The 25,083-nt window shown below is 53.2% G+C and carries 23 protein-coding genes and 1 rRNA gene; 15 read left to right on the forward strand and 9 right to left on the reverse strand.

Annotation, left to right across the window (positions count from 1 at the left end):
- Positions 1-602: ribosomal RNA gene (locus tag MUU46_RS10970) — 16S ribosomal RNA — on the reverse strand; the annotation flags it as partial.
- 485 nt (positions 603-1,087) lie between these two features.
- On the opposite strand from MUU46_RS10970, the gene MUU46_RS10975 reads away from it, so the two are divergent.
- Entirely contained in the window at positions 1,088-1,792 is a 705-nt protein-coding gene (locus MUU46_RS10975) for a FadR/GntR family transcriptional regulator (RefSeq protein ID WP_159756761.1), read from the forward strand.
- The gene (mdtD, locus tag MUU46_RS10980) at positions 1,793-3,193 is read left to right on the forward strand and encodes a multidrug transporter subunit MdtD (protein ID WP_258965548.1); all 1,401 of its coding nucleotides are present in this window, start codon (positions 1,793-1,795) and stop codon (positions 3,191-3,193) included.
- On the opposite strand, the gene rbsR is transcribed toward mdtD, so the two are convergent.
- The 7 genes from rbsR to kup form a co-directional block, all read right to left on the reverse strand.
- Positions 3,190-4,182 carry a ribose operon transcriptional repressor RbsR gene (gene rbsR, locus MUU46_RS10985; protein WP_258965549.1) on the reverse strand — a complete coding sequence of 331 codons (993 nt, stop codon included), beginning with the start codon at positions 4,180-4,182 and terminating at the stop codon, positions 3,190-3,192. The genes mdtD and rbsR overlap by 4 nt on opposite strands.
- Before the next feature lie 3 nt (positions 4,183-4,185).
- A complete protein-coding gene (gene rbsK / locus MUU46_RS10990; protein ID WP_258965727.1) occupies positions 4,186-5,115 on the reverse strand; it encodes a ribokinase in 930 nt (309 codons plus the stop codon).
- A gap of 109 nt (positions 5,116-5,224) precedes the next feature.
- Positions 5,225-6,115: a ribose ABC transporter substrate-binding protein RbsB gene (rbsB, locus tag MUU46_RS10995; RefSeq protein WP_159756770.1), complete on the reverse strand. Its 891-nt coding sequence runs from the start codon at positions 6,113-6,115 to the stop codon at positions 5,225-5,227.
- A 27-nt stretch (positions 6,116-6,142) separates the two neighbouring features.
- A complete protein-coding gene (gene rbsC, locus MUU46_RS11000) occupies positions 6,143-7,108 on the reverse strand; it encodes a ribose ABC transporter permease (RefSeq protein WP_110512413.1) in 966 nt (321 codons plus the stop codon).
- 5 nt (positions 7,109-7,113) lie between these two features.
- Complete coding sequence (gene rbsA, locus MUU46_RS11005) at positions 7,114-8,619, reverse strand: ribose ABC transporter ATP-binding protein RbsA (RefSeq protein WP_258965728.1); 1,506 nt, start codon at positions 8,617-8,619, stop codon at positions 7,114-7,116.
- Positions 8,620-8,626: 7 nt separating this feature from the next.
- Positions 8,627-9,046: a D-ribose pyranase gene (rbsD, locus tag MUU46_RS11010; RefSeq protein ID WP_159756773.1), complete on the reverse strand. Its 420-nt coding sequence runs from the start codon at positions 9,044-9,046 to the stop codon at positions 8,627-8,629.
- 216 nt (positions 9,047-9,262) lie between these two features.
- A complete protein-coding gene (gene kup, locus MUU46_RS11015) occupies positions 9,263-11,134 on the reverse strand; it encodes a low affinity potassium transporter Kup (protein WP_159756776.1) in 1,872 nt (623 codons plus the stop codon).
- Positions 11,135-11,353: 219 nt separating this feature from the next.
- Between kup and ravA the strand changes: the two genes are divergently transcribed.
- Entirely contained in the window at positions 11,354-12,850 is a 1,497-nt protein-coding gene (gene ravA, locus MUU46_RS11020; protein ID WP_258965550.1) for an ATPase RavA, read from the forward strand.
- Positions 12,850-14,301, forward strand: coding sequence for an ATPase RavA stimulator ViaA (gene viaA, locus MUU46_RS11025; RefSeq protein ID WP_159756782.1), 1,452 nt, complete (start codon positions 12,850-12,852; stop codon positions 14,299-14,301). The genes ravA and viaA overlap by 1 nt, the downstream gene beginning before the upstream one ends.
- On the opposite strand, the gene asnA is transcribed toward viaA, so the two are convergent.
- Positions 14,302-15,294 (reverse strand): aspartate--ammonia ligase, encoded by a 993-nt coding sequence (asnA, locus tag MUU46_RS11030; RefSeq protein ID WP_258965551.1) that lies wholly within the window; start codon positions 15,292-15,294, stop codon positions 14,302-14,304. It abuts the gene before it with no gap.
- A 149-nt stretch (positions 15,295-15,443) separates the two neighbouring features.
- On the opposite strand from asnA, the gene asnC reads away from it, so the two are divergent.
- From asnC to atpG, 11 genes are all read left to right on the forward strand, one after another.
- Positions 15,444-15,902 (forward strand): transcriptional regulator AsnC, encoded by a 459-nt coding sequence (gene asnC, locus MUU46_RS11035; protein ID WP_045853727.1) that lies wholly within the window; start codon positions 15,444-15,446, stop codon positions 15,900-15,902.
- Positions 15,903-15,993: 91 nt separating this feature from the next.
- A complete protein-coding gene (gene mioC / locus MUU46_RS11040) occupies positions 15,994-16,434 on the forward strand; it encodes an FMN-binding protein MioC (RefSeq protein ID WP_159756788.1) in 441 nt (146 codons plus the stop codon).
- Positions 16,435-16,817: 383 nt separating this feature from the next.
- The gene (mnmG, locus tag MUU46_RS11045; RefSeq protein WP_258965552.1) at positions 16,818-18,707 is read left to right on the forward strand and encodes a tRNA uridine-5-carboxymethylaminomethyl(34) synthesis enzyme MnmG; all 1,890 of its coding nucleotides are present in this window, start codon (positions 16,818-16,820) and stop codon (positions 18,705-18,707) included.
- Positions 18,708-18,810: 103 nt separating this feature from the next.
- Complete coding sequence (gene rsmG, locus MUU46_RS11050; RefSeq protein ID WP_159756794.1) at positions 18,811-19,434, forward strand: 16S rRNA (guanine(527)-N(7))-methyltransferase RsmG; 624 nt, start codon at positions 18,811-18,813, stop codon at positions 19,432-19,434.
- A gap of 615 nt (positions 19,435-20,049) precedes the next feature.
- On the forward strand, positions 20,050-20,430 hold the full coding sequence (atpI, locus tag MUU46_RS11055) for a F0F1 ATP synthase subunit I (protein ID WP_159757733.1): 381 nt from the start codon (positions 20,050-20,052) through the stop codon (positions 20,428-20,430).
- A gap of 8 nt (positions 20,431-20,438) precedes the next feature.
- Entirely contained in the window at positions 20,439-21,254 is an 816-nt protein-coding gene (gene atpB / locus MUU46_RS11060; RefSeq protein WP_159756797.1) for a F0F1 ATP synthase subunit A, read from the forward strand.
- Positions 21,255-21,303: 49 nt separating this feature from the next.
- Positions 21,304-21,543, forward strand: coding sequence for a F0F1 ATP synthase subunit C (gene atpE / locus MUU46_RS11065; protein WP_000429386.1), 240 nt, complete (start codon positions 21,304-21,306; stop codon positions 21,541-21,543).
- Between the two features lie 35 nt (positions 21,544-21,578).
- Positions 21,579-22,049: a F0F1 ATP synthase subunit B gene (atpF, locus tag MUU46_RS11070; RefSeq protein WP_159756800.1), complete on the forward strand. Its 471-nt coding sequence runs from the start codon at positions 21,579-21,581 to the stop codon at positions 22,047-22,049.
- 14 nt (positions 22,050-22,063) lie between these two features.
- On the forward strand, positions 22,064-22,597 hold the full coding sequence (atpH, locus tag MUU46_RS11075) for a F0F1 ATP synthase subunit delta (RefSeq protein ID WP_159756803.1): 534 nt from the start codon (positions 22,064-22,066) through the stop codon (positions 22,595-22,597).
- Between the two features lie 12 nt (positions 22,598-22,609).
- Positions 22,610-24,151, forward strand: a complete 1,542-nt coding sequence (gene atpA / locus MUU46_RS11080; RefSeq protein WP_159756806.1) for a F0F1 ATP synthase subunit alpha — start codon at positions 22,610-22,612, stop codon at positions 24,149-24,151.
- A 50-nt stretch (positions 24,152-24,201) separates the two neighbouring features.
- The gene (gene atpG / locus MUU46_RS11085; RefSeq protein WP_159756809.1) at positions 24,202-25,065 is read left to right on the forward strand and encodes a F0F1 ATP synthase subunit gamma; all 864 of its coding nucleotides are present in this window, start codon (positions 24,202-24,204) and stop codon (positions 25,063-25,065) included.
- Positions 25,066-25,083 lie beyond the last annotated feature (18 nt).

The following is a 25,083-nucleotide window of genomic DNA, read 5'->3' on the forward strand; positions in this document are numbered from 1 at the left end:
TCCGACTTGACAGACCGCCTGCGTGCGCTTTACGCCCAGTAATTCCGATTAACGCTTGCACCCTCCGTATTACCGCGGCTGCTGGCACGGAGTTAGCCGGTGCTTCTTCTGCGAGTAACGTCAATCGTTGCGGTTATTAACCACAACGCCTTCCTCCTCGCTGAAAGTACTTTACAACCCGAAGGCCTTCTTCATACACGCGGCATGGCTGCATCAGGCTTGCGCCCATTGTGCAATATTCCCCACTGCTGCCTCCCGTAGGAGTCTGGACCGTGTCTCAGTTCCAGTGTGGCTGGTCATCCTCTCAGACCAGCTAGGGATCGTCGCCTAGGTGAGCCATTACCCCACCTACTAGCTAATCCCATCTGGGCACATCCGATGGCAAGAGGCCCGAAGGTCCCCCTCTTTGGTCCGAAGACGTTATGCGGTATTAGCTACCGTTTCCAGTAGTTATCCCCCTCCATCGGGCAGTTTCCCAGACATTACTCACCCGTCCGCCGCTCGTCACCCAGAGAGCAAGCTCTCCTGTGTTACCGCTCGACTTGCATGTGTTAGGCCTGCCGCCAGCGTTCAATCTGAGCCATGATCAAACTCTTCAATTTAAGTTTGATGCTCATGAATTAAACTTCGTAATGAATTACGTATGTTCACTCATAAGACTTGGTATTCTATTTAGCGTCTTTCGACGTTTAAGAATCCATGTCACTTTGAGTGCCCACACAGATTGTCTGATAAATTGTTAAAGAGCAGTGAGTTACGCGCTTTCGCTTGCTAACTCGAGGTCCCGTATAATACGTTTTCCTCATTCAGAGTCAAGCGTTTATTTTCGCTTTTCTCTGTCAGGATTTCCTGAGAAACCCTTCTGACCCGGCGGCTAGCGTGCCGTTGTTCCGTGTCAGTGGAGGCGCATTATAGGGAGTTCTGACGAGACGGCAAGAGGAAATTTGAATTAATTTATCGTTCGCGCTTTTTTTCATCAAACCACTCATAAAAGCATCATTAATTGCACTATCTGCTGTTTTTACCGCCGAATGTTATCTCTGAATGGCATACTAGAAAGGTAATTCGATATGAAGGAAAGGCATCTATGTCCTTGAGCGCGCAACAGCTAGCGGCACAAAAGAACATTTCTTGGGTTCTTGCCGAGAAACTGGCGCAGAAGATTTTAACCGGCGAATACCCGCCGGAGTGCATCCTCCCCGGAGAGATGGAGTTGGGCGAGCAGTTTGGCGTAAGCCGTACCGCCGTTCGTGAAGCGGTTAAGACGCTGACGGCAAAAGGAATGGTTTTGCCGCGTCCACGCATTGGCACCCGAGTGATGCCCCGTTGCGACTGGAACTTTCTTGATAAAGAGCTGATATCCTGGTGGCTCACGGAAAGTAACTTTGAAGAAGTCGTTGAACACTTCCTTGTTATGCGCAGCAGTCTTGAACCGCAGGCCTGCATGCTGGCGGCTACGCTCGGCAGTGCGGAACAAAAAGCCCGACTGAATACATTAATGGAAGATATGGTCCATCTGAAGCGGCACTTTGACCGCCAGCGCTGGATTGAAGTGGATATGGCCTGGCACGAACAAATCTATGCGATGAGCTCCAACCCATTTCTGACCTCCTTTGCTTCACTGTTTCATTCTGTCTATCAGACCTACTTTGCCGCCATCACGCAAAACGAAGTGGTGAAGCTCGATCTGCACCAGGCCATTGTGGATGCCATTCAGGAAAGCGATGGCCCTCGTGCCTGGCAGGCTTGCCAGGCACTGTTAACGGCCCCAAACACCCAGGCTACTAAATAGATGACCGAGAAGAAATCACGCAGTATGGCCGGTTTGCCGTGGATTGCGGCGATGGCCTTCTTTATGCAAGCGCTGGATGCCACCATCCTGAACACTGCGCTCCCCGCGATTGCCCACAGCCTGAACCGCTCTCCACTGGCGATGCAGTCGGCCATTATCAGTTACACCCTGACGGTGGCGATGCTTATCCCGGTCAGCGGCTGGCTGGCCGATCGCTTCGGTACGCGTCGCATCTTTATGATTGCCGTGAGTCTGTTTACCTTGGGCTCGCTGGCGTGCGCCCTGTCAGGTTCGTTAACGCAGCTGGTCATCTTCCGCGTTATTCAGGGGGTTGGCGGCGCAATGATGATGCCCGTCGCCCGCCTGGCGCTGCTACGAGCCTATCCGCGCAGTGAGCTTTTACCGGTTCTGAACTTCGTGACCATGCCTGGGCTGGTTGGCCCAATTCTGGGACCGGTGCTGGGTGGCGTACTGGTGACCTGGGCCAGCTGGCACTGGATTTTCCTGATTAACATCCCGATCGGCATCGCCGGCCTGCTGTATGCCCGCAAATATATGCCGAACTTCACCACTCCGCGCCGCCGATTTGATATGACCGGCTTCTTGCTGTTCGGCCTGAGTTTGGTTCTGTTTTCCAGCGGGATGGAGCTGTTCGGTGAGAAAATTGTCGCGACGTGGATAGCGCTGGCCATCATTGCGGTCAGTGTTCTTCTATTACTGGCTTATATTCGCCACGCTCGTCGTCATCCCACCCCACTCATCGCGCTGCCGATGTTTAAAACGCGCACCTTCTCCGTGGGAATTGTCGGCAACCTCGCCACCCGTCTCGGTACCGGCTGCGTTCCGTTCCTGATGCCGTTGATGTTGCAGGTTGGGTTTGGTTATCCGGCGCTGATCGCCGGCTGCATGATGGCGCCTACGGCGTTAGGGTCAATTCTGGCGAAATCTACGGTGACGCAGGTGCTACGTTGGCTGGGATATCGTAAAACGCTGGTAGGGATAACAGTGTTTATCGGCCTGATGATTGCGCAGTTCTCGCTGCAGTCACCGTCCATGCCGGTGTGGATGCTGGTCCTGCCTTTATTCGTACTGGGAATGGCGATGTCGACGCAGTTTACGTCGATGAACACTATAACGCTGGCTGACCTGACAGACGAAAACGCCAGCAGCGGCAATAGCGTGCTGGCCGTGACGCAGCAGCTGTCTATTAGTCTTGGGGTGGCGATCAGCGCCGCAGTGCTGCGCTTTTATGAAGGGTTCGACAGCAGCAACACCGTGGAACAGTTCCACTATACCTTTATTACGATGGGCGCTCTGACCGTAGTATCAGCGGTAACATTTATGCTGTTAAAACCGAAAGATGGTCGCAATCTGATTAAAGAGCGGCACAAGAAAGCTTAGGCCGAACCTCGCACCACCAGTTCGGGCGTCAGCTGCACACGCTGCTGTTTCTGCCCGGGCTGTGCCATTCGGTGAATCAATACGTCGATAGCCAGCTCGCCCAGCTCATCTTTGGGCTGATGGATTGTCGTTAGCGGCGGCGTCATATAGGCCGCCAGTTCGATATCGTCATAACCCACTACCGCCACATCACGTGGAATATTAAGCCCCACCTGATACAACGCCTGATAAACCCCGACCGCCATTGCATCATTGCCCACGAACACCGCCTGCGGTGGCTCAGGCAGCGCCAGCAATGCCTGCATCGCCGTTAATCCGCCGCCAAATTCAAAATTGCTGGTAATAATGTAGCCATCGACAATTGGCAATCCACTGCGCGCCATCGCCGCCTGATACCCTTCGAGACGCAGACGCGCGGGCGTTTTGTCCAGCGGACCGGCAATACAGGCTATACGGCGATAACCTTTGTCGATCAGATACTGTGTCGCCATGTCCCCGCCGAGCAAAGAGTTATCCTGAATAATATCGCTGTCACCGTCGAACGGCGCCCAGTCCATCATCACCGTCGGTATAGAAGGATAACGCTGGACGATTTCCGGCGACGGCTGGTGAGTTTCGGTACACAACAGCAATAAACCGTCTACGCGCTTTTGCATCAGCGTTTCGAGATTACTGTTCATCCGCTGCTCGTCGCCTTCGGTGTTGCAAAGCACCAGGCTGTAGCCGCGTTCAAAGCAGCTGCGTTCGACGCCGCGAACCAGTTCCGAGTAAAATGGATTGGTACTGGCAGTGATCAGCATGCCGATCGTATGGGTCTGGTTGAGTTTGAGGCTACGCGCCAGAGCCGAAGGCGCGTAGTTAAGGCTTTTAATGGCGGCATTCACCTTTTCGGTGATGCTTTCGCTGACAAACCGGTCTTTATTAATGACGTGAGAGACCGTCGAAGTAGAAACGCCCGCCAGGCGAGCAACATCCTTCATGGTAGTCACGTGTTACCCCTGCTGACGTAAGAAGTCATCGATCTCTTTGCGCCATGGAACAGAGGGCTGCGCGCCTTTGCGGGTCACGGCAATCGCCGCTGCCGCATGGGCAAAACGCAATGCTTCCGATAATTCAGTGCCTTCCAGCAGCGCCGTCATCAGCGCGCCGTTAAAGGTGTCGCCTGCAGCAATTGTGTCGATGGCATGCACTTTAAAGCCCGGTACGCGCTGACCGTTCCCTTTCTGACTGGCCCACACGCCGCGACTGCCGAGCGTAATAATGACCGTTTCGATGCCTTTATCATGCAGCACCTGCGCCGCGTTTGCGGCATCCTCATCATTTTCGACCCGCACGCCCGTCAGCTTTTCCGCTTCGGTTTCGTTAGGGGTGATGATATCCACCAGCGAAAGCAGTTCGTCCGGCAGTTCACGAGCCGGAGCCGGATTAAGCGCCACGGTCGTCTGGTTGTTGTGCGCTATTTTCGCCGCCGCCAGAACGCTTTCCAGTGGCGATTCCAGCTGCATTAGCAGCGCATCGGCGCTGGCAATACGGTCTTTTTGCTCCGCCACTCGCTCAGTTGTCAGCGCGGCATTTGCCCCCGCGTGAATACCGATGACATTCTCACCTTCACCATTAACAAAAATCAGCGCCACGCCGGTGGAAACGCCCGCCACAACGCTCACCGGCGCAATGTCGATATTGTCGCTCGCCAGTTGCTTACGCACTTGTTCGCCAGTGTCGTCATCGCCGGTACAAGCAATAAAAGCGATGTTCGCGCCGCTGCGTCCGGCGGCAACGGCCTGATTTGCGCCTTTTCCGCCAAACGCCACCTGATACTGGCTGCCAGTCACGGTTTCGCCCGGTCGCGGGAAAGATTCAAGGTTAAGAATGTGATCGGCATTGATACTGCCAAGGACGACGAGGTTACCTGCGGTTTTCATAATCATGAGTGTCCGATAAAGAGCGCCACCGGGATTTCCGGTGGCGCATGCCACACTTTTCTTTTTAGATTGTCCCCTCAGGCTCTTATTGGCCTGAATCGGTGATGACTTATTGCTTGATGACCAGTTTCAGGTCAACAGGATATTTGGCCTGAACCTTCTCACCTTTCAGCACCTTAGCAGCAACGTCAACGCCCTGGGCGCCGATTTGCTCTGGCAGCTGTGCAATCGTCGCAGACAGTTTGCCATCATTTACGGCTTTTTCGCCATCCGGAGTGCCATCAAAACCGACAACCATCACATCTGATTTACCGGCAGTCTGCAGCGCACGCAGTGCACCCAGCGCCATTTCATCGTTCTGCGCGAAAACAGCTTTCACATCAGGATGCGCGGTCAGCAGGTTCTGCATGACGTTCAGACCTTTTGTACGGTCGAAATCTGCTGGCTGGCTCGCCAGGACATCAAATTTGTGCGCCGCAACGGCCTGCTGGAAACCTTCGCCACGCTCACGAGCGGCAGACGTCCCTGCAATACCCTGCAGTTCAATAACCTTCGCGCCTTCACCGGCTTTCTTCGCGATGTAGTCGCCTGCAATTTTACCGCCTAGCACGTTATCAGACGCAATGTGGCTCACCACTTCGCCTTTAGACGCCTGGCGGTCTAGCGTAATCACAGGGATCTTCGCTTGGTTTGCCATTTTCACGGCGTTACCCACGGCATCGGAATCCGTTGGATTGATCAGAAGAATTTTGGTGCCACGTACGGTCAGGTCTTGAACGTTCGCCAGCTCTTTTGCCGGGTTGTTCTGAGAATCCAGTACCACCAGGTTGTAGCCCAGTTTATCCGCCTCTTTCTGCGCTCCGTCTTTCAGGGAAACGAAGAAAGGGTTGTTCAGCGTCGAGATAACCAACGCAATAGTGTCTTTCGCCATTGCGTTAGCACTTACGGTGGCGCTCAGTGCCACAGCAGAAACCAGGGTAGCCAGTTTTTTCATGTTCATATCTGAGATGTCCTGTTATGTCAGTTATTACTGCTTTTTGTTGTCTACCAGCACCGCCAGCAATATCACCACCGCTTTGACGATCATCTGGTAATAGGAGGAAACACCTAACAAATTCAAACCATTATTAAGGAAACCGAGAATCAATGCGCCGATCAGCGTCCCAACAATACGACCTTTGCCGCCTGCCAAACTGGTTCCGCCCAGCACCACCGCCGCAATCGCGTCGAGCTCATAGCCCGTACCGGCCGTCGGTTGCGCAGACGACAGACGCGCCACTTCTATAATGCCTGCCAGTGAGGCCAACATGCCGCACAGCGAATACACGATAATTTTGACTTTATTGACGCTGATCCCGGACAGACGCGTTGCCGCTTCGTTGCCGCCCAGCGCGTAGATATAACGACCCAAACGGGTGTGATGCAGCATGTACCACGCAGCAAGGAACACAATCGCCATGATCCACACCGGCGTCGGAATGCCCAGCGGACGGCCGATACCAAACCAGCCAAACACATCGGCATTATCGGTAAAGCCTGTATTCACCGGACTGCCGTTGGTGTACACCATCGTCACACCGCGCAGCAGCAGCATCATCACCAGAGTGGCGATAAATGCCTGCACGCGGCCTTTCGCCACAATCACGCCCGTCACTGCGCCAATCGCCGCGCCTAATGCCAGCGCAGCCGCGACGGCCACCAGCGCATTCACTTCGATACCGACAATCGACGCCGCAACCGCTCCGGTCAGGGCCAGCAACGAACCGACAGACAAATCGATGCCAGAGGTCAGAATAACCAGCGTCATCCCCACCGCCATAATGGCGTTGACCGACGTCTGTTGCAGGATGTTGAACAGGTTATTAACGGTAAAAAAGTTCGGACTCATGGTCGAGACAACGGCTATCAGCACCAGCAGAGCAATCAGCGACTTTTGCTCCAACAGCCACGCTTTGGTGAAATAACGGCGACCAGCAACAGCCTGGGTAGTCATCTTTCTTACTCCTGATTCACACGATTAAGCTTGCCCACAGCGGCAGCCATCAATACTTCTTGGGTGGCCTGCTCGCGTGTGAATTCACCGCCGAGATGCCCTTCGTGCATCACCATGATGCGGTCGCTCATGCCCAGCACTTCCGGCATCTCCGAAGAGACGAGAATGATGCTCAGACCATCGGCTTTAAACTGGTTAATCAGCTGATAAATTTCTTTCTTCGCCCCGACGTCCACACCTCGTGTTGGCTCATCGAGGATAAGCACTTTCGGTCGCGTCATCAGCCCGCGAGCAATCGCCACTTTTTGCTGATTACCGCCCGAGAGCAAACCAATCGCTTGCTCCATCGACGGGGTTTTAACATTGAACAGACGGATGAAATCGCTCACCGCCTGCTGTTCATCTTTATGCTTCAGGCCGCCGCCTGCATTGCTGAAATAGCGCAGCGCGGTCAGAGACATGTTCTCTTTTACCGACATGCCCAGCACCAGGCCATCACGCTTACGGTCTTCGGAGATATAAACGATGCCGTTGGCCAGACCGTCCTGCGGGGATTTGGTCACCATTTCATGGCCATCCAGCGTAACGTAACCACTGCTACGCGGCAGCGCGCCGTACAGGACTTTCATCAGTTCGGTACGCCCGGCGCCCATCAGGCCCGCCACGCCGAGGATTTCTCCTTTGCGTAGCGTGAAGCTGACATTTTCCACGCCCGGGCCGCACAGATTATCGACCTTCAGACGCACGTCACCCGGAACTTTGTCGATGCGCGGATACTGATCTTCGAGTTTGCGACCGACCATCATTTCAATCAGTGAATCTTCGGTGAGCGTCGCCACTTCGCGCTCGGCAATAAACTGGCCGTCACGGAATACGGTCACATCATCACAAATCTCGAAGATCTCTTTCATTCGGTGAGAGATATAAACGATGCCGCGGCCTTGGGATTTCAGTTCGCGAATGACGCGGAATAACGATTCGGTTTCAGTATCGGTCAGCGCGTCCGTCGGTTCATCCATGATGATGACCTTCGACTCGAAGCTCAGCACTTTAGCGATTTCCACCATCTGCTGATCACCAATCGACAGTTCGCCCACCAGCCTGTCGCTTTTAAAGCGCAGGTTGAGCTTCGCCAGCAGTTTGTCTGCTTCGGCGTACATGGTTTTCCAGTCGATTTTGCCGAAGCGGTTGACGAACTCGCGGCCTAAAAAAATGTTCTCAGCGATGGTCAACTGCGGGATCAGATTCAGTTCCTGATGAATGATGCCGATCCCGGCTTCCTGAGATGATTTCGGTCCGGTAAAGGTCGCTTCCTGGCCCAGCCAATGCAGCGAGCCGGCATCTTTACTGTAGATCCCGGTAAGCACTTTCATCATCGTCGATTTACCGGCGCCGTTTTCACCCACCAGCGCCATTACGCGGCCGGAGTAGACGTTCAGCGATGCGCCGGAAAGGGCTTTCACGCCCGGGAAAGATTTATCGATCCCTTTGAGTTGCAGTAATGCGTCCATGGCGGCCTCAGAAAGTGACGCCAGCACAGAGAATGATATTCGCATACGGGGAGCATTCCCCGCTGCGAATCACCGCCTGACTGTCTGCGGTTTGTAATTTGAACTGCTCATGTGTGGTGTAACGAATTTCAATGGTGTTTCCCTGGTGTTGCTGTAGCTGCTCGAGATGATTGAGCAACGTTTCGTGGAGCTGCGGATTATGCGTTTTGATTTCCGCGGCGAGAATTGCCGTCTCAACCTGCATTTCGGTCGTCACCACTTCCAGCACCTGCATAAATCCAGGCACACCTTGGGTTAATGCCATATCAATGCGCTGTGTACTGTGTGGGACAGGCAAGCCTGCGTCACAAACCACCAGCGTATCGGTATGCCCAAGACGGGAAATGACCGAGGAAATATCAGCGTTGAGTACCGTACCTTTCTTCATCGTTCTGCTCCGCTAGCGAAACGTTTCGCTGGAGATAAGTCTAATCCTAACAGCGTACAGAAAACCACCATCAGGTTGCAGAAGTGTGATCGGCATCGAAACGTTTCGCTGCATGAAATTAAGAGGATGTCAGGGCGTTGCCAAGTGGCGCTTCGCTTGCGCGGAACAGCTAAAAAAATACCCGGCAGGAATGCCGGGCATATTATTAATGCGGAGTTATATTTCGACTTGGGTGCCGAGCTCGATAACCCGATTTGGCGGTATTTCAAACTGGTCGGGCGCACGCAGGGCGTTGCGTTGCAGCAGCAGGTACAGCTTGCCGCGCAGACGCAGATACCACGGCCGGTCGTTACCAATAATCAGCGATTCATGTGACATAAAGAACGAGGTTTCCATCATTCGACAGCTCAGCCCTTCAAGACCGCAGCGGTGGAAGACTTCTTCCACGTTTGGCGTTTCGCGCCAGCCGTAGCTCGCCACTACACGCCAGAACGACGGCGACAACTGCTCGATAGACACGCGACGCACGTTGTGAACATACGGCGCATCTTCGGTGCGCAGCGTCAGCAGGATCACGCGCTCATGCAGCACTTTGTTGTGCTTGAGGTTATGCAGCATCGCAAACGGAATCACATTCAACGCGCGGGACATGTACACCGCTGTACCTGGCACGCGCACCGGCGGCGATTTCTCCAGCGATGCAATCATCGCTTCGAGAGAGTTGCCATGCTCGTGCATGCGGCGCAGCAGGCGGAAACGTTCACTTTTCCAGGTGGTCATCACCATAAACATCACCAGGCCCAGCGTCAGCGGCAGCCAACCGCCAGAGAGCAGTTTATCGAGGTTCGCCGAGAACAGCGGTACGTCGATACACAGGAATACCACCAGGATGACGAACACAAAGTACTTGTTCCAGTGCCAGTTTTTACGCGCCACGGTGGTCGCCAGAATCGTGGTCAGCACCATGGTGCCGGTAACCGCAATCCCGTACGCCGCAGCCAGATTGCTGGAGTGCTGGAAGCTGACAATGACCAGCACCACAGACACGTACAGCAGCCAGTTAATGAACGGGATGTAAATCTGACCGGATTCCATTTCGGAGGTATGAATAATGCGCATCGGCGACAGATATCCTAGGCGAACTGCCTGACGCGTCAGGGAGAACACGCCGGAAATTACCGCCTGGGAAGCGATGACCGTCGCAAAGGTCGCGATAATCAGCATCGGGATCAGCGCCCACTCAGGAGCCAACAGGAAAAACGGATTTTTAATCGCTTCCGGGTGTTTGAGTAGCAGCGCCCCTTGGCCGAAGTAGTTCAATACCAGCGAAGGCAGAACCAAAGTGAACCAGGCAATACGGATAGGTAACTTACCGAAGTGGCCCATGTCCGCATACAGCGCTTCCACGCCGGTGATAGACAGGACAACTGCGCCAAGCGCAACAAAGGAAACCGTTTTGTATTCAAGGAAGAAGTGCACTGCCCAGTACGGGTTCAGCGCATGTAACACGTCCGGGTTGTCGATGATACTGCGTGCACCGAGCACCGCCAGCAACAGGAACCAAATCAGCATGATAGGCGCGAATAGTTTCCCCACCAGCGCAGTACCGTGCTTTTGAATCATAAACAGCAGGGTCAGTACGGCGATAGAGATGGGGACTATCCAGCTATCAAGCTGCGGGGCGATGATTTCCAGGCCTTCAATGGCCGACATCACCGAGATGGCCGGGGTTATTACCACCTCACCATAGAAGAAGCTGCCGCCAATAAGCCCGAGGATAACCAGCACCGACGTCATTCGCGCCGATGTGTTGCGCCCGGCAAGAGACATCAACGTCAGGATCCCGCCTTCTCCGGCGTTATCCGCACGCATCACGAAGGTGATGTATTTCAAGGAAACGGTAAAAATCAGCAGCCAGAAAATCAGGGATAAAAAGCCAAAAACAGCATCCCGTTCCACGCCAAATCCAAACTGGCCTGAGAGACATTCTCTCAGTGTATAAAGAGGGCTGGTACCAATGTCACCGTATACCACGCCAATTGCAGCAAGGGTGATCGCTGGCAACGATTGCTTATTATCAGTGCTCATAGACTCGTCTTTCGTTTAATAAGACAAATGTGTACCGGGATCCCTGGCTCACAAAAGGCGCACAGTATGCACGATTAACAGAAGAATCGTACTCCAAAATGACTCCTCATTAACCTTGCTCAAAGAAATGCCGACAGCTTCTCGCACTATTACCCAGCGCCTGCAAACGGCTATAATCGCTTGATAGCTGGATAAATAGCGGAAGGACACCACTCTATTATGGCGCAATCACACTTATTAGCAGAAAGAATTTCCCGACTCAGCCAGTGCCTTGAAAAGGGGCTTTTTGAGCGCAGTCACGCTATCCGCTTGTGCCTGCTGGCCGCGCTGAGTGGCGAAAGCGTGTTTCTCCTCGGTCCACCGGGGATAGCCAAAAGCCTTATCGCTCGCCGCCTCAAATTTGCCTTCCAACACGCCCGTGCCTTTGAATACCTGATGACCCGTTTTTCCACTCCGGAAGAGGTGTTTGGGCCGCTGTCTATTCAGGCGTTAAAAGATGAAGGACGCTATGAGCGTTTAACCACAGGCTATCTTCCGGAAGCCGAAATCGTGTTTCTGGATGAAATATGGAAAGCCGGCCCGGCCATTCTTAATACCCTACTGACCGCCATCAACGAACGCAGTTTTCGCAACGGCGCGCATGAAGAGAAAATCCCGATGCGCCTGCTGGTGGCTGCGTCTAACGAACTGCCGGAAGCCGACAGCAGCCTCGAAGCCTTATATGACCGTATGTTGATTCGCCTGTGGCTCGACAAAGTGCAGGAAAAAAGCAATTTCCGCTCGTTGCTCATCAACCAGCACGATGAAAGCGTCAACCCGGTGCCAGAAAATCTACAGGTGACGGACGAAGAGTTCTGGCAGTGGCAGGTAGATATTGGCGGCGTGAAGCTGTCAGACAGCGTATTCGAGCTGATTTATCAGCTGCGCCAGCAGCTCGATATGATACCAAACGCACCGTATGTCTCCGATCGGCGCTGGAAAAAAGCGGTTCGTTTATTGCAGGCCTGCGCCTTTTTCAGCGGCCGCGACGCCATTGCGCCTATCGATCTTATCCTGCTCAAAGACTGTCTGTGGCACGACGCAGAAAGCCGCAATCTGATGCAGCAACAGCTTGATATTTTGATGACCGGGCACGCCTGGCTGCAGCAGGCAATGATCACCAAACTGGGTTCGATAGTTCAGCGTCGGCTGCAGTTGCAACAGCAACAGAGTGACAAAACCGCGCTGAAAGTGACGCGTTTGGGCGGCATGTTCAGCCGTAAGCCGCATTACGAACTGCCGGACGAGGTGCAGATCCCAACGCTGACCCTGCTCTTGCTGCAGCCGCTGAAGCTGCATGACATGAACGTCGTTCACATCACCCTGGAACGCCCGGCACTCGTGCACTGGCTGGAAAAAGGCGGCGAAATTCGCGGCAAACTCAACGGCATCGGCTTTGCTCAGGTGCTGAATATGGAAGTGGATACCAGCCTGCATTTGCTGGTTCGGGATGTCAGTCTGCAAGGCTCGCGTCTGGCACTACCGGGCAGCGCTACGCCAGAGAACATGCCTGGGGAAATTAAACAGCAGCTGGATGCGCTCGACGATGAGTGGCATCAGCAGCACACCCGCTTTAGCGAGCAGCAGAAATGCCTGTTCATTCACGGTGACTGGTTAGGAAAAATTGAAGCCAGCCTGCAGGACGTCGGGGCGCAGATCAAACAGGCGCGGCAGTAATGCTCACTCTCGACACGCTCAATGTGATGCTGGCGGTCAGCGAGGAAGGGATGATCGAAGAGATGATCCTCGCCCTATTGGCCTCTCCACAACTGGCGTTGTTTTTTGAAAAATTCCCACGGCTGAAAAATGCAATCGCGCAGGACATTCCTCGCTGGCGGGAAGCGTTAAAAGGCAGGCTGAAAGAGACGCAGATTTCACAGGATTTGAGCGACGAGGTAATGGCTTTTCAGCAGAGCCAAAGGCTATCGACCACGCAGTTTACCGTTCAGCTTCCTCAAATCCTCACCCTGTTGCAGAAACTCCATTCCCCGTTTGCTGCCCAGGCGCAGCAGCTGGTGGATAACAACGCGACCTTTACCGTCGCGCTGCACACCCTGTTTTTACAGCGCTGGCGACTGAGTCTGGTGGTGCAAGCCACCACGCTGAACCAGCAGTTGCTGGAAGATGAACGCGAGCAGCTATTGAGCGAAGTGCAGGAGCGCATGACGCTCAGCGGTCAGCTGGAACCGGTACTTGTAGAAAACGACAATTCCGCCGGACGACTCTGGGACATGAGCGAAGGCCAGCTCAAGCGCGGTGACTGGCAGCTGATTGTCAGATATGGCGATTTTCTTAGCGAACAACCGGAGCTGATGCGGTTGGCTGAGCAACTCGGGCGCTCACGCGAGGCCAAATCGGTACCGAAAAAAGATTCACCGATGGAAACCTTCCGCACGCTGGTGCGTGAACCGGCCACGGTGCCCGAACAGGTCGACGGCCTGCAACAAAGCGACGACATTCTGCGCCTGCTCCCGCCGGAGCTGGCGACGCTCGGCATTACTGAGCTTGAATACGAGTTTTACCGCCGGCTGGTGGAGAAGCAACTGCTCACTTACCGACTGCACGGCGATGCGTGGCGGGAAAAACTCAGCGAACGCCCGGTGGTGCATCAGGATTTCGATGAACAACCGCGCGGACCGTTTATCGTCTGCGTGGATACGTCAGGTTCGATGGGCGGGTTTAACGAACAGTGTGCAAAGGCGTTTTGCCTGGCACTGATGCGCGTCGCACTGGCGGACAATCGCCGCTGTTTCATTATGCTTTTTGCCAGTGAAGTGGTGCGCTACGAGCTGACTGGCCCGCAGGGCCTGGAACAGGCGATCCGCTTTTTAAGCCAACGCTTTCGCGGTGGGACCGATATCGCCAGCTGTTTCCGCGCCATTATAGAGCGGATGCAGGGCCCGGAATGGACCGATGCCGATGCGGTGGTTATTTCAGATTTCATCGCCCAGCGGCTGCCGGACGATGTGGTGAATAAGGTGGGCGAGCTTCAGCGCAAACATCTGCATCGTTTTCATGCGGTGGCGATGTCGCAGCACGGGAAACCCGGGATAATGCGCATCTTCGATCACATCTGGCGCTTTGATACCGGGCTGCGCAGCCGACTGCTGCGCCGCTGGAAACGCTAATTACAGCAGAGAGGCAACGCTATCGCGGACCTGCTGTGGCCAGACGCCACACTGCACCTGACCGATATGCGGCAGCTGTAACAGCAGCATGGTCAAACGTGACTGGCCAATGCCGCCGCCGACAGTTTGCGGCATTTCACCCTTGAGCAGCGCCTGGTGCCATTCGAGCTGCAGACGATCGTCATCCCCAGTAAGTGCTAACTGACGTGTCAGCGCTTCGGCATCCACGCGGATCCCCATTGAGGAGATCTCAAACGCATCTTCCAGGATCGGGTTCCACACCAGAATGTCGCCGTTGAGGCCAGACAGGCCCGTTTCACTCTGGGTGCTCCAGTCATCATAATCCGGCGCACGCACGTCATGGCGCGCCCCATCCGACAATTTGCCGCCAATCCCCATCAGGAACACCGCGCCGAACTCTTTGGCGATGGCACGCTCGCGGCCTTTGGCATCCAGACCCGGATAGCGGGTCAATAATTCTTCGCTGTGCACAAAGTGGATCTGTTCTGGCAGGAACGGTGCCAAACCAAACTCTTTGCTGACTGCGGCCTCAGTGGCTTTGATCCCGGCGTAAATCGCTTCAACCGTCGCTTTTAGCGTACCAGTGTGGCGCTCGCCGTCACCCATTACGCGTTCCCAGTCCCACTGGTCAACGTAAACGGAATGGATAGCTGAGAGGCGGTCTTCATCAGGGCGAAGGGCTTTCATGTGCGTGTAGAGCCCTTCGCCCGCGCTGAAGTCGTGTTGTCCCAGCGTCTGGCGCTTCCACTTCGCGAGAGAGTGAACCACCTCGAACTGGGCGTCTGGCAAGTTTTTCACTTTTACCTGTACCGCTTTTTCGCAGCCAGAAAGGTTGTCCTGAGTGCCATCGCCCACGCGGCTTAAGATCGGCGCCTGAACTTCAATGAGTCCAAGTCTGTCTTCGAGCTCACGGGAAAAATGGGACTTTACGAAACTGATCTGGCGTTGTTTTGCGATGTAAGCGGTTTTCATTATGTTTACTCCTGTCCTGTTGCCATTGATTAAGCAACAGAATGCGGGGGTAATTCAATAATCAACAAGCAAAAAGCTTCCTCAGGTTTTTATTCGTCAAAATTAATCGCTAAAATAGAGTGAATCATCAAACATCATAAGAAAATCCAATGGAAAATTATCAGATCGACAATCTCGACCGCGGCATCCTCGAAGCATTAATGGCTAATGCGCGTACCGCCTATGCCGAACTGGCCAAACAATTTGGCGTCAGCCCCGGCACAATCCATGTGCGCGTCGAGAAAATGAAGCAGGCGGGGATCATCACTGGCGCACGCATAGACGTTAACCCAAAACAGCTCGGCTACGATGTCTGCTGTTTTATCGGCATTATTCTAAAAAGCGCGAAAGATTACCCCTCCGCGCTGGCGAGACTGGAAAGCCTCGACGAAGTCACCGAGGCGTATTACACCACCGGCCACTACAGCATCTTTATTAAGGTGATGTGCCGCTCGATCGACGCCCTTCAGCAGGTACTTATCAACAAGATCCAAACAATCGATGAAATTCAGTCCACCGAGACACTGATCTCCCTGCAGAACCCGATCATGCGGACCATTCGCCCATGATCGGGCATTTTAATCCCACATTTTTCCACAGGTAGATCCCAGCTCACACACAGCGTACAATGTGCCACTCAGGAATTAAGGGGTGGACTTCATGGCAGACATTACACTGATCAGTGGTAGTACGCTTGGCGGTGCCGAGTACGTTGCGGAACATCTGGCAGAAAAGCTGGAAGACGCGGGTTATTCCACTGAAACGCTGCATGGCCCCCTGCTTGAAGATCTGAATAAAGGTGGAATCTGGCTGCTGGTCAGCTCTACACACGGTGCCGGTGACATCCCGGATAATCTTATTCCTTTATATGAAGCAATAAAGGAAGAGAAACCTGACCTCTCCGCTGTGCGTTTTGGTTCGGTCGGAATTGGCAGCCGTGAATATGACACTTTCTGCGGGGCGATCGACAAAATCGATAACGAACTTATCGCCTGCGGAGCCAAACAGATTGGTGAAACGCTCAAGGTAAACATCCTCGATCATGACATTCCTGAAGATCCGGCTGAAATTTGGCTCGGATCCTGGATAAATTTGCTCTGAGTTTTGTAAAGATCGGCGTTTTTTTTGTGTATAACTCTGGTTAAAAGCACTGATTAACCGGTAGTTATCCCAAGCATAAGGTTTGGTTAGTTTTTGAGTTGTGTATAACCCTTCATTTTGATCCCAGCTTATACGGACCAGGATCACCGATCATTCACAGGCAGTGATCCTTCTTAAGCCTATGATCTCAAAAGGCGGATCCACCTTATCCACAGAAAATGACGATCCTAATAAGAGATCATAATAAAACAGATCTCTAAATAAAAGATCTTCTATTAAATACCCAGGATCCCAGGTGCTTTCTCCGACAGCCAAAGTTGAGTAGAATCCACGGCCCGGGCTTCAATCACTTTTCAAACCGCTTTCAAGCGAGGCAGACCACCATGTTTTATCAGGATCCTTTTGACGTCATCATCATTGGCGGGGGTCATGCAGGTACTGAGGCCGCGATGGCCGCAGCACGTATGGGTCAGCAAACCCTGCTGTTGACACACAATATCGACACACTGGGACAGATGAGCTGTAACCCGGCTATTGGCGGCATTGGGAAAGGACACCTGGTAAAAGAAGTGGATGCACTCGGCGGGCTGATGGCCAACGCTATCGACCATGCGGGTATCCAGTTTAGGATACTAAACGCCAGCAAAGGCCCTGCCGTTCGGGCGACTCGTGCTCAGGCCGATCGCGTGCTGTATCGTCAGGCCGTTCGCACCGCGCTGGAGAATCAGCCAAACCTGATGATCTTTCAGCAGGCGGTGGAAGATCTGATCGTCGAAAACGATCGGGTTGTAGGCGCTGTCACTCAGATGGGCCTAAAGTTCCGTGCTAAAGCCGTGGTATTAACCGTCGGGACATTCCTCGATGGAAAAATTCACATTGGTCTGGATAACTACAGCGGTGGCCGTGCTGGCGATCCGCCATCCATCCCACTGTCTCGTCGTCTGCGTGAATTGCCGCTGCGCGTCAGCCGCCTAAAAACGGGTACGCCGCCGCGCATTGATGCCCGTACCATCGATTTCAGCGTTCTGGCTCAACAGCATGGTGACAACCCGATGCCAGTGTTCTCGTTCATGGGGAATACGGCGCAGCACCCGCGTCAGGTACCGTGTTACATCACGCATACCAACGAAAAAACCCATGACGTGATTCGCAATAATCTCGATCGTAGCCCAATGTACGCAGGCGTCATCGAAGGGATTGGCCCACGCTATTGCCCATCGATTGAAGACAAAGTGATGCGCTTTGCCGATCGCAACCAGCATCAGATTTTCCTGGAGCCGGAAGGGCTGACCTCCAACGAAATTTACCCCAATGGTATCTCCACCAGCCTGCCGTTCGATGTGCAGATTCAGATCGTCCGTTCCATGCATGGTATGGAAAATGCGAAGATCGTGCGTCCTGGCTATGCCATTGAATATGATTTCTTCGATCCACGTGACCTGAAGCCGACGCTGGAAAGCAAATACATCCAGGGTCTGTTCTTTGCTGGACAGATCAACGGCACCACCGGTTACGAAGAAGCTGCAGCACAGGGCCTGCTGGCCGGTCTCAACGCTGCACGCTGTTCTGCGGACAAAGACGGTTGGTCACCGCGTCGCGATCAGGCTTACCTCGGCGTGCTGGTGGACGACCTTTGCACCCTCGGAACCAAAGAACCGTACCGCATGTTCACCTCCCGCGCGGAATATCGCCTGATGCTGCGCGAAGACAACGCCGATCTGCGCCTGACCGAACAGGGTCGCGAGCTGGGTCTGGTAGATGATGAACGCTGGGCACGTTACAACGAGAAGCTGGAATGCATCGAACGCGAGCGTCAGCGTCTGAAAACGACGTGGGTTAACCCAACTGCGGCATCTGCCGACGAAGTAAACGCTCACCTGACGGCGCCGCTTTCGCGTGAAGCCAGCGGAGAAGATCTGCTGCGTCGCCCGGAAATGACTTATGAACAACTGGTTCAGCTGTCGCCGTTTGCGCCGGGTCTGGGCGATCATCAGGCCGCTGAGCAGGTGGAGATCCAGGTCAAATACGAAGGTTATATCGCCCGTCAGCAGGATGAGATCGAAAAGCAGCAACGCAATGAAAACACGATATTGCCTGCTACACTTGATTATCGCCAAGTCTCAGGGCTGTCTAACGAAGTGATCGCCAAACTAAACGATCACAAACCATCCTCCATAGGTCAGGCCACACGCATTTCTGGCGTCACCCCTGCCGCTATTTCCATTTTACTGGTCTGGCTGAAAAAGCAGGGCATGCTGCGCCGCAGCGCTTAACTTATCGAATAATGCCCGGTGGCGCAGCGCTTACCGGGCCTACAATGTAGGCCGGATAAGGCGAAGCCGCCATCCGGCAAATTATCGCCAACAGGTATTTACCGTGCTTAACAAACTCTCTCGTCTGCTCGAAGAAGCAGGTATTTCGTTGTCCGATCACCAGCAGCAACAGCTGGTGGCTTACGTCGAACTGCTCCACAAATGGAATAAAGCGTACAACCTGACTTCCGTACGCGATCCGAACGAGATGCTGGTGCGTCATATTCTCGACAGCATCATCGTTGCGCCTCATTTGCAGGGAACACGTTTCATTGATGTGGGAACCGGCCCGGGTTTACCGGGGATCCCGCTGGCGATTGTCCTGCCGCAAGCGCAATTCACTCTACTCGATAGTCTCGGCAAGCGCGTACGCTTCCTGAGGCAGGTGCAGCACGAGCTGAAACTCGATAATGTTACGCCTGTGCAAAGCCGCGTGGAGGAATTCCCAGCAGAACCGCCTTTTGACGGTGTTATCAGCCGCGCATTTGCGTCCCTGACCGATATGGTGAACTGGTGTCATCACCTGCCAGGCGAGCATGGACGTTTCTATGCGTTGAAGGGCCTGTTGCCTGATGATGAGATTGCTCAACTTCCTGCGGAATTTACGGTGGAAGAGATGATTGAACTTACGGTTCCGCAGCTTGAGGGTGAGCGTCATCTGGTCAAAATTAAGCACACAAAAGTTTAATCTTTATCAAATAATGTTAAGTTTCACCGACCTGCAAAGTGTTAAAACGTGATGGTAAAAGCAGTGATACGTTCAGTTACATTTAACGCAACGATCACTGTTTTTTTACATTTCACTCACGTTTGAGTAGTTGCTTGCCCGATAAAATAGTCAACCACGAAAATATCAGCCTGCTAAAAATCGGCATTGTGAACCGTATTCGAATGTTAAATGTTTATTAAAAATGTCAATGAAAGGTTTTTGTGGTGTATGGGGCTGTTTTAAAAATAATCTGTTATTTTTGTTATTAAATTCAGAAAGATGAATTCTATGAATTTTTTCTATGCGTCTTTTCGATAACCGTGAAAATGTTTTTTTTGTGATCGAATGCACGCTTTTATGTGCCGTTTTTCGCGTTGTTTGCGGTTTTGCCTGATTGTTCACACTTTCGCAAAAAGTCGAAAAACAGTGCAGTCGAAAAATATTTAAACATTTATTCACCTTTTCGCTACTTATTGTTTGAATTAACGGGGCGTCACCGTATAATTTGTCCGCTTTTTGAAGCTTGACTCAGAGCGTCAAAGAACGTTTTATACGACACGCGGCATACCTCGAAGGGAGCAGGAGTAAAACGTGATGTCTGTGTCGCTCTTGAGTAGAAACGTGGCTCGTAAGCTTCTGTTCATTCAGCTTCTGGCGGTAACGGCAAGTGGATTGCTGTTTTGCCTCAAAGACCCCTTCTGGGGCATCTCCGCAGTATGTGGAGGTTTGGCGGTTGTCGTGCCAAATGCATTGTTTATGATTTTTGCCTGGCGTCATCAGGCGCATACACCAGCCAAAGGCCGAGTGGCCTGGTCTTTCGCCTTCGGCGAAGTCTTCAAGGTGTTGCTGACCTTTGCCCTCCTGGCGGTGGCGCTGGCGGTTGTTAAAGTGGTATTTTTGCCGCTGATAGTGACGTGGGTTTTGGTGCTGGTGGTACAAGTTCTGGCGCCAGCTGTAATCAACAACAAAGGGTAAAAGGCATCATGGCTTCAGAAAATATGACGCCGCAGGAATACATAGGTCATCATCTGAATAACCTTCAGCTTGATCTGCGTACTTTCTCGCTGGTGGATCCGCATAACCCCCCGGCCACCTTCTGGACGCTCAACATTGACTCCATGTTCTTCTCGGTGGTTCTGGGTCTGTTGTTCCTTGCCATTTTCCGCGGTGTTGCGAAAAGAGCAACCAGCGGTGTACCAGGGAAATTCCAGACGGCTATTGAGTTGATCATCGGTTTTGTCCATAGCAGCGTGAAGGACATGTACCATGGCAAGAGCAAGCTGATTGCGCCGCTGGCGCTGACGGTGTTCGTTTGGGTCTTCCTGATGAACCTGATGGACTTGCTGCCAATCGACCTTATTCCTTACATCGGCGAGCATATTTTTGGCCTGCCAGCTCTGCGCGTGGTGCCGTCTGCGGACGTGAACATCACCCTCTCTATGGCGCTGGGCGTGTTTATCCTGATTATTTTCTACAGCATCAAAATGAAAGGCGTTGGCGGCTTTGTTAAAGAGCTTACCCTGCAGCCGTTCAATCACTGGGCGTTTATTCCGGTCAACTTGATCCTGGAAGGCGTCAGCCTGCTGTCTAAACCGGTTTCTCTCGGTCTGCGACTGTTCGGCAACATGTATGCGGGTGAGCTGATTTTCATTCTGATCGCGGGCCTTCTGCCGTGGTGGTCACAGTGGATTCTGAATGTGCCTTGGGCCATTTTCCACATCCTGATTATTACGCTGCAAGCCTTTATCTTCATGGTTCTGACGATCGTCTATCTGTCGATGGCGTCTGAAGAGCACTGATTCTTTACCAACACTACTACGTTTTAACTGAAACAAACTGGAGACTGTCATGGAAAACCTGAATATGGATCTGCTGTACATGGCTGCCGCTGTGATGATGGGTCTGGCGGCAATCGGTGCTGCGATCGGTATCGGCATCCTCGGAGGTAAATTCCTGGAAGGCGCAGCGCGTCAACCGGATCTGATTCCTCTGCTGCGTACTCAGTTCTTTATCGTTATGGGTCTGGTGGATGCTATCCCGATGATCGCTGTCGGTCTGGGTCTGTACGTGATGTTTGCTGTCGCGTAGTAAGTAGCCGTTAACTTTTTAAGAGGTATTGTGCTGTGAACATGAACGCAACAATCCTCGGCCAGGCCATCGCGTTTATTCTCTTTGTCTGGTTCTGCATGAAGTATGTATGGCCGCCATTAATGGCAGCCATCGAGAAGCGTCAGAAAGAAATTTCTGACGGTTTGGCTTCCGCAGAACGTGCTCAGAAAGATTTGGGCCTTGCACAGGCCAACGCGACCGACCAGCTGAAAAAAGCCAAAGCGGAAGCCCAAGTGATCATTGAACAGGCCAACAAACGCCGTTCTCAGATCATGGACGAAGCGAAGGTTGAAGCAGAACAGGAACGAAGCAAAATCGTTGCCCAGGCTCAGGCTGAAATCGATGCCGAGCGTAAACGTGCTCGCGAAGAACTTCGCAAGCAGGTCGCGATTCTGGCTGTTGCTGGTGCCGAGAAGATCATCGAACGTTCCGTGGATGAAGCTGCTAACAGCGACATCGTGGATAAACTTGTCGCTGAACTGTAAGGAGGGAGGGGCTGATGTCTGAATTTGTAACGGTAGCTCGCCCCTACGCCAAAGCAGCTTTTGACTTTGCGGTCGAAAACCAACGCGTAGATAACTGGCAGGATATGCTGTCGTTTGCCGCCGAGGTCACGAAAAACGATCACATGGCAGAGTTACTTTCTGGCGCTCTTGCGCCGGAAACGCTCGCAGACGCGTTTATCGCAATCTGCGGTGAGCAGCTGGACGCCAGCGGCCAGAACCTGATTCGGGTAATGGCTGAAAATGGTCGTCTTAAGGCGCTCCCGGATGTTCTCGAGCAGTTCGCGCATTTACGCGCACTGAGTGAAGCGACAGCAGAAGTCGAAGTGACTTCCGCAACGGCACTGAGTGACGAACAGCTCGCGAAAATCTCTGCCGCGATGGAAAAACGTCTGTCACGCAAAGTTAAGCTGAATTGCAAAATCGATAAGTCTGTAATGGCAGGCGTTATCATCCGCACGGGTGATACGGTCATTGATGGTAGCGTACGCGGCCGTCTTGAACGCCTTGCAGACGTATTGCAGTCTTAAGGGGACTGGAGCATGCAACTGAATTCCACCGAAATCAGCGAACTGATCAAGCAGCGCATTGCTCAGTTCAATGTTGTGAGCGAGGCTCATAACGAAGGTACTATTGTTTCTGTAAGCGACGGTGTTATCCGCATCCACGGCCTGGCCGATTGTATGCAGGGTGAGATGATTTCCCTGCCGGGTAACCGTTACGCTATCGCACTGAACCTGGAGCGCGACTCCGTAGGTGCTGTTGTGATGGGTCCGTATGCTGACCTCGCCGAAGGCATGAAGGTTAAGTGTACTGGCCGTATTCTTGAAGTACCGGTTGGCCGTGGCATGTTAGGCCGCGTGGTGAACACCCTGGGTGCACCGATTGACGGTAAAGGTCCAGTTGATAACGATGGCTTCTCGCCAATCGAAGTTATCGCACCGGGCGTAATCGAGCGTCAGTCTGTCGACCAGCCTGTTCAGACCGGCTATAAATCTGTTGATGCGATGATTCCAATCGGCCGTGGCCAGCGTGAGCTGATCATCGGTGACCGTCAGACCGGTAAAACCGCAATGGCGATCGATGCAATCATCAACCAGCGCGATTCCGGCATCAAATGTGTGTACGTGGCTATCGGCCAGAAAGCGTCCACCATTTCAAACGTGGTTCGTAAACTGGAAGAGCATAACGCTCTGGCCAACACCATCGTTGTTGTTGCGACCGCGTCTGAATCTGCTGCACTGCAATACCTGGCGCCATATGCCGGTTGCGCAATGGGCGAATACTTCCGTGACCGCGGTGAAGATGCACTGATCGTTTACGATGACCTGTCCAAACAGGCTGTTGCTTACCGTCAGGTTTCCCTGCTGCTCCGTCGTCCACCTGGACGTGAAGCATTCCCGGGCGACGTGTTCTATCTCCACTCCCGTCTGCTGGAACGCGCATCCCGCGTAAATGCGGAATACGTTGAGAACTTCACCAAAGGTGAAGTTAAAGGTCAAACCGGTTCCTTGACTGCTCTGCCAATCATCGAGACTCAGGCGGGTGACGTTTCTGCGTTCGTTCCGACTAACGTAATCTCGATTACCGATGGTCAGATCTTCCTGGAAACCAACCTGTTTAACTCCGGTATTCGTCCGGCAGTTAACCCAGGTATCTCCGTATCCCGTGTGGGCGGTGCTGCTCAGACCAAGATCATTAAGAAACTGTCCGGTGGTATTCGTACCGCTCTGGCACAGTATCGTGAACTGGCTGCGTTCTCTCAGTTCGCATCCGATCTGGATGAAGCAACCCGTAAACAGCTGAGCCACGGTCAGAAAGTGACCGAGCTGCTGAAACAGAAACAGTATGCCCCAATGTCTGTAGCACAGCAGGGTCTGGTTCTGTTCGCGGCTGAACGCGGTTACCTCGAAGATGTGGAACTGGCGAAAATCGGTAGCTTCGAAGCCGCTCTGCTGGCTTACGTCGACCGTGACCACGCTCCGCTGATGCAAGAAATCAACCAGACCGGTGGCTATAACGACGAAATCGAAGGCAAGCTGAAAGGCATCCTCGATTCCTTCAAAGCAACCCAGTCCTGGTAACGTCTGACGGTCTGTCCTAGGGCAGGCCGTTAGGCATTGAGGAGAAGCTCATGGCCGGCGCAAAAGAGATACGTAGTAAGATCGCAAGCGTCCAGAACACGCAGAAGATCACTAAAGCGATGGAAATGGTCGCCGCGTCCAAAATGCGTAAATCGCAGGAACGCATGGCAGCCAGCCGCCCTTATGCTGATACCATGCGCAAAGTGATTGGTCACCTTGCCACCGGTAATCTGGAATATAAGCACCCTTACCTGGAAGAACGCGAAGTCAAACGCGTGGGCTACCTGGTGGTGTCCACTGACCGTGGTCTGTGCGGCGGTTTGAACATTAACCTGTTCAAAAAAGTGCTGGCAGATATGAAAGCATGGTCCGATAAAGGCGTTCAGAGCGAACTCGCGATGATCGGCTCCAAGGGCGTGTCTTTCTTTAATTCCGTTAGCGGTAACGTGGTTGCTCAGGTGACAGGAATGGGCGATAACCCTTCCCTGTCCGAACTGATCGGCCCGGTAAAAGTGATGTTGCAGGCCTACGATGAAGGCCGTCTGGACAAGCTGTATGTTGTCAGCAACAAATTTATTAACACCATGTCTCAGGCTCCGACCATTACTCAACTGCTGCCGCTGCCGGCATCAGAAGACGAGGATCTGAAGCGTAAATCCTGGGATTACCTGTACGAACCTGATCCGAAAGCGCTGCTGGACACCCTGCTGCGTCGTTACGTCGAGTCTCAGGTTTATCAGGGCGTGGTAGAAAACCTGGCCAGCGAGCAGGCCGCACGTATGGTGGCGATGAAAGCCGCGACCGACAATGGCGGCAGCCTGATTAAAGAGCTGCAGTTGGTATACAACAAAGCTCGTCAGGCCAGCATTACTCAGGAACTCACCGAAATCGTCGGTGGTGCATCCGCGGTATAACCAGGTTAATTCGTAGAG

Source organism: Scandinavium tedordense (genome assembly GCF_024764965.1).
In the GTDB taxonomy this organism is placed as follows: domain Bacteria; phylum Pseudomonadota; class Gammaproteobacteria; order Enterobacterales; family Enterobacteriaceae; genus Scandinavium; species Scandinavium tedordense.

Coding starts and splice junctions, on each gene's coding strand:
- mnmG (WP_258965552.1), top strand. CDS start 16,818: ATGTTTTATCAGGATCCTTTTGACGTCATCATCATTGGCGGGGGTCAT.
- asnA (WP_258965551.1), bottom strand. CDS start 15,294: ATGAAAACCGCTTACATCGCAAAACAACGCCAGATCAGTTTCGTAAAG.
- viaA (WP_159756782.1), top strand. CDS start 12,850: ATGCTCACTCTCGACACGCTCAATGTGATGCTGGCGGTCAGCGAGGAA.
- atpH (WP_159756803.1), top strand. CDS start 22,064: ATGTCTGAATTTGTAACGGTAGCTCGCCCCTACGCCAAAGCAGCTTTT.
- atpG (WP_159756809.1), top strand. CDS start 24,202: ATGGCCGGCGCAAAAGAGATACGTAGTAAGATCGCAAGCGTCCAGAAC.
- rbsA (WP_258965728.1), bottom strand. CDS start 8,619: ATGGACGCATTACTGCAACTCAAAGGGATCGATAAATCTTTCCCGGGC.
- atpB (WP_159756797.1), top strand. CDS start 20,439: ATGGCTTCAGAAAATATGACGCCGCAGGAATACATAGGTCATCATCTG.
- rbsK (WP_258965727.1), bottom strand. CDS start 5,115: ATGAAAACCGCAGGTAACCTCGTCGTCCTTGGCAGTATCAATGCCGAT.
- atpA (WP_159756806.1), top strand. CDS start 22,610: ATGCAACTGAATTCCACCGAAATCAGCGAACTGATCAAGCAGCGCATT.
- rbsB (WP_159756770.1), bottom strand. CDS start 6,115: ATGAACATGAAAAAACTGGCTACCCTGGTTTCTGCTGTGGCACTGAGC.
- atpI (WP_159757733.1), top strand. CDS start 20,050: ATGTCTGTGTCGCTCTTGAGTAGAAACGTGGCTCGTAAGCTTCTGTTC.
- rbsC (WP_110512413.1), bottom strand. CDS start 7,108: ATGACTACCCAGGCTGTTGCTGGTCGCCGTTATTTCACCAAAGCGTGG.
- ravA (WP_258965550.1), top strand. CDS start 11,354: ATGGCGCAATCACACTTATTAGCAGAAAGAATTTCCCGACTCAGCCAG.
- kup (WP_159756776.1), bottom strand. CDS start 11,134: ATGAGCACTGATAATAAGCAATCGTTGCCAGCGATCACCCTTGCTGCA.
- asnC (WP_045853727.1), top strand. CDS start 15,444: ATGGAAAATTATCAGATCGACAATCTCGACCGCGGCATCCTCGAAGCA.
- atpE (WP_000429386.1), top strand. CDS start 21,304: ATGGAAAACCTGAATATGGATCTGCTGTACATGGCTGCCGCTGTGATG.
- MUU46_RS10975 (WP_159756761.1), top strand. CDS start 1,088: ATGTCCTTGAGCGCGCAACAGCTAGCGGCACAAAAGAACATTTCTTGG.
- mioC (WP_159756788.1), top strand. CDS start 15,994: ATGGCAGACATTACACTGATCAGTGGTAGTACGCTTGGCGGTGCCGAG.
- mdtD (WP_258965548.1), top strand. CDS start 1,793: ATGACCGAGAAGAAATCACGCAGTATGGCCGGTTTGCCGTGGATTGCG.
- rbsD (WP_159756773.1), bottom strand. CDS start 9,046: ATGAAGAAAGGTACGGTACTCAACGCTGATATTTCCTCGGTCATTTCC.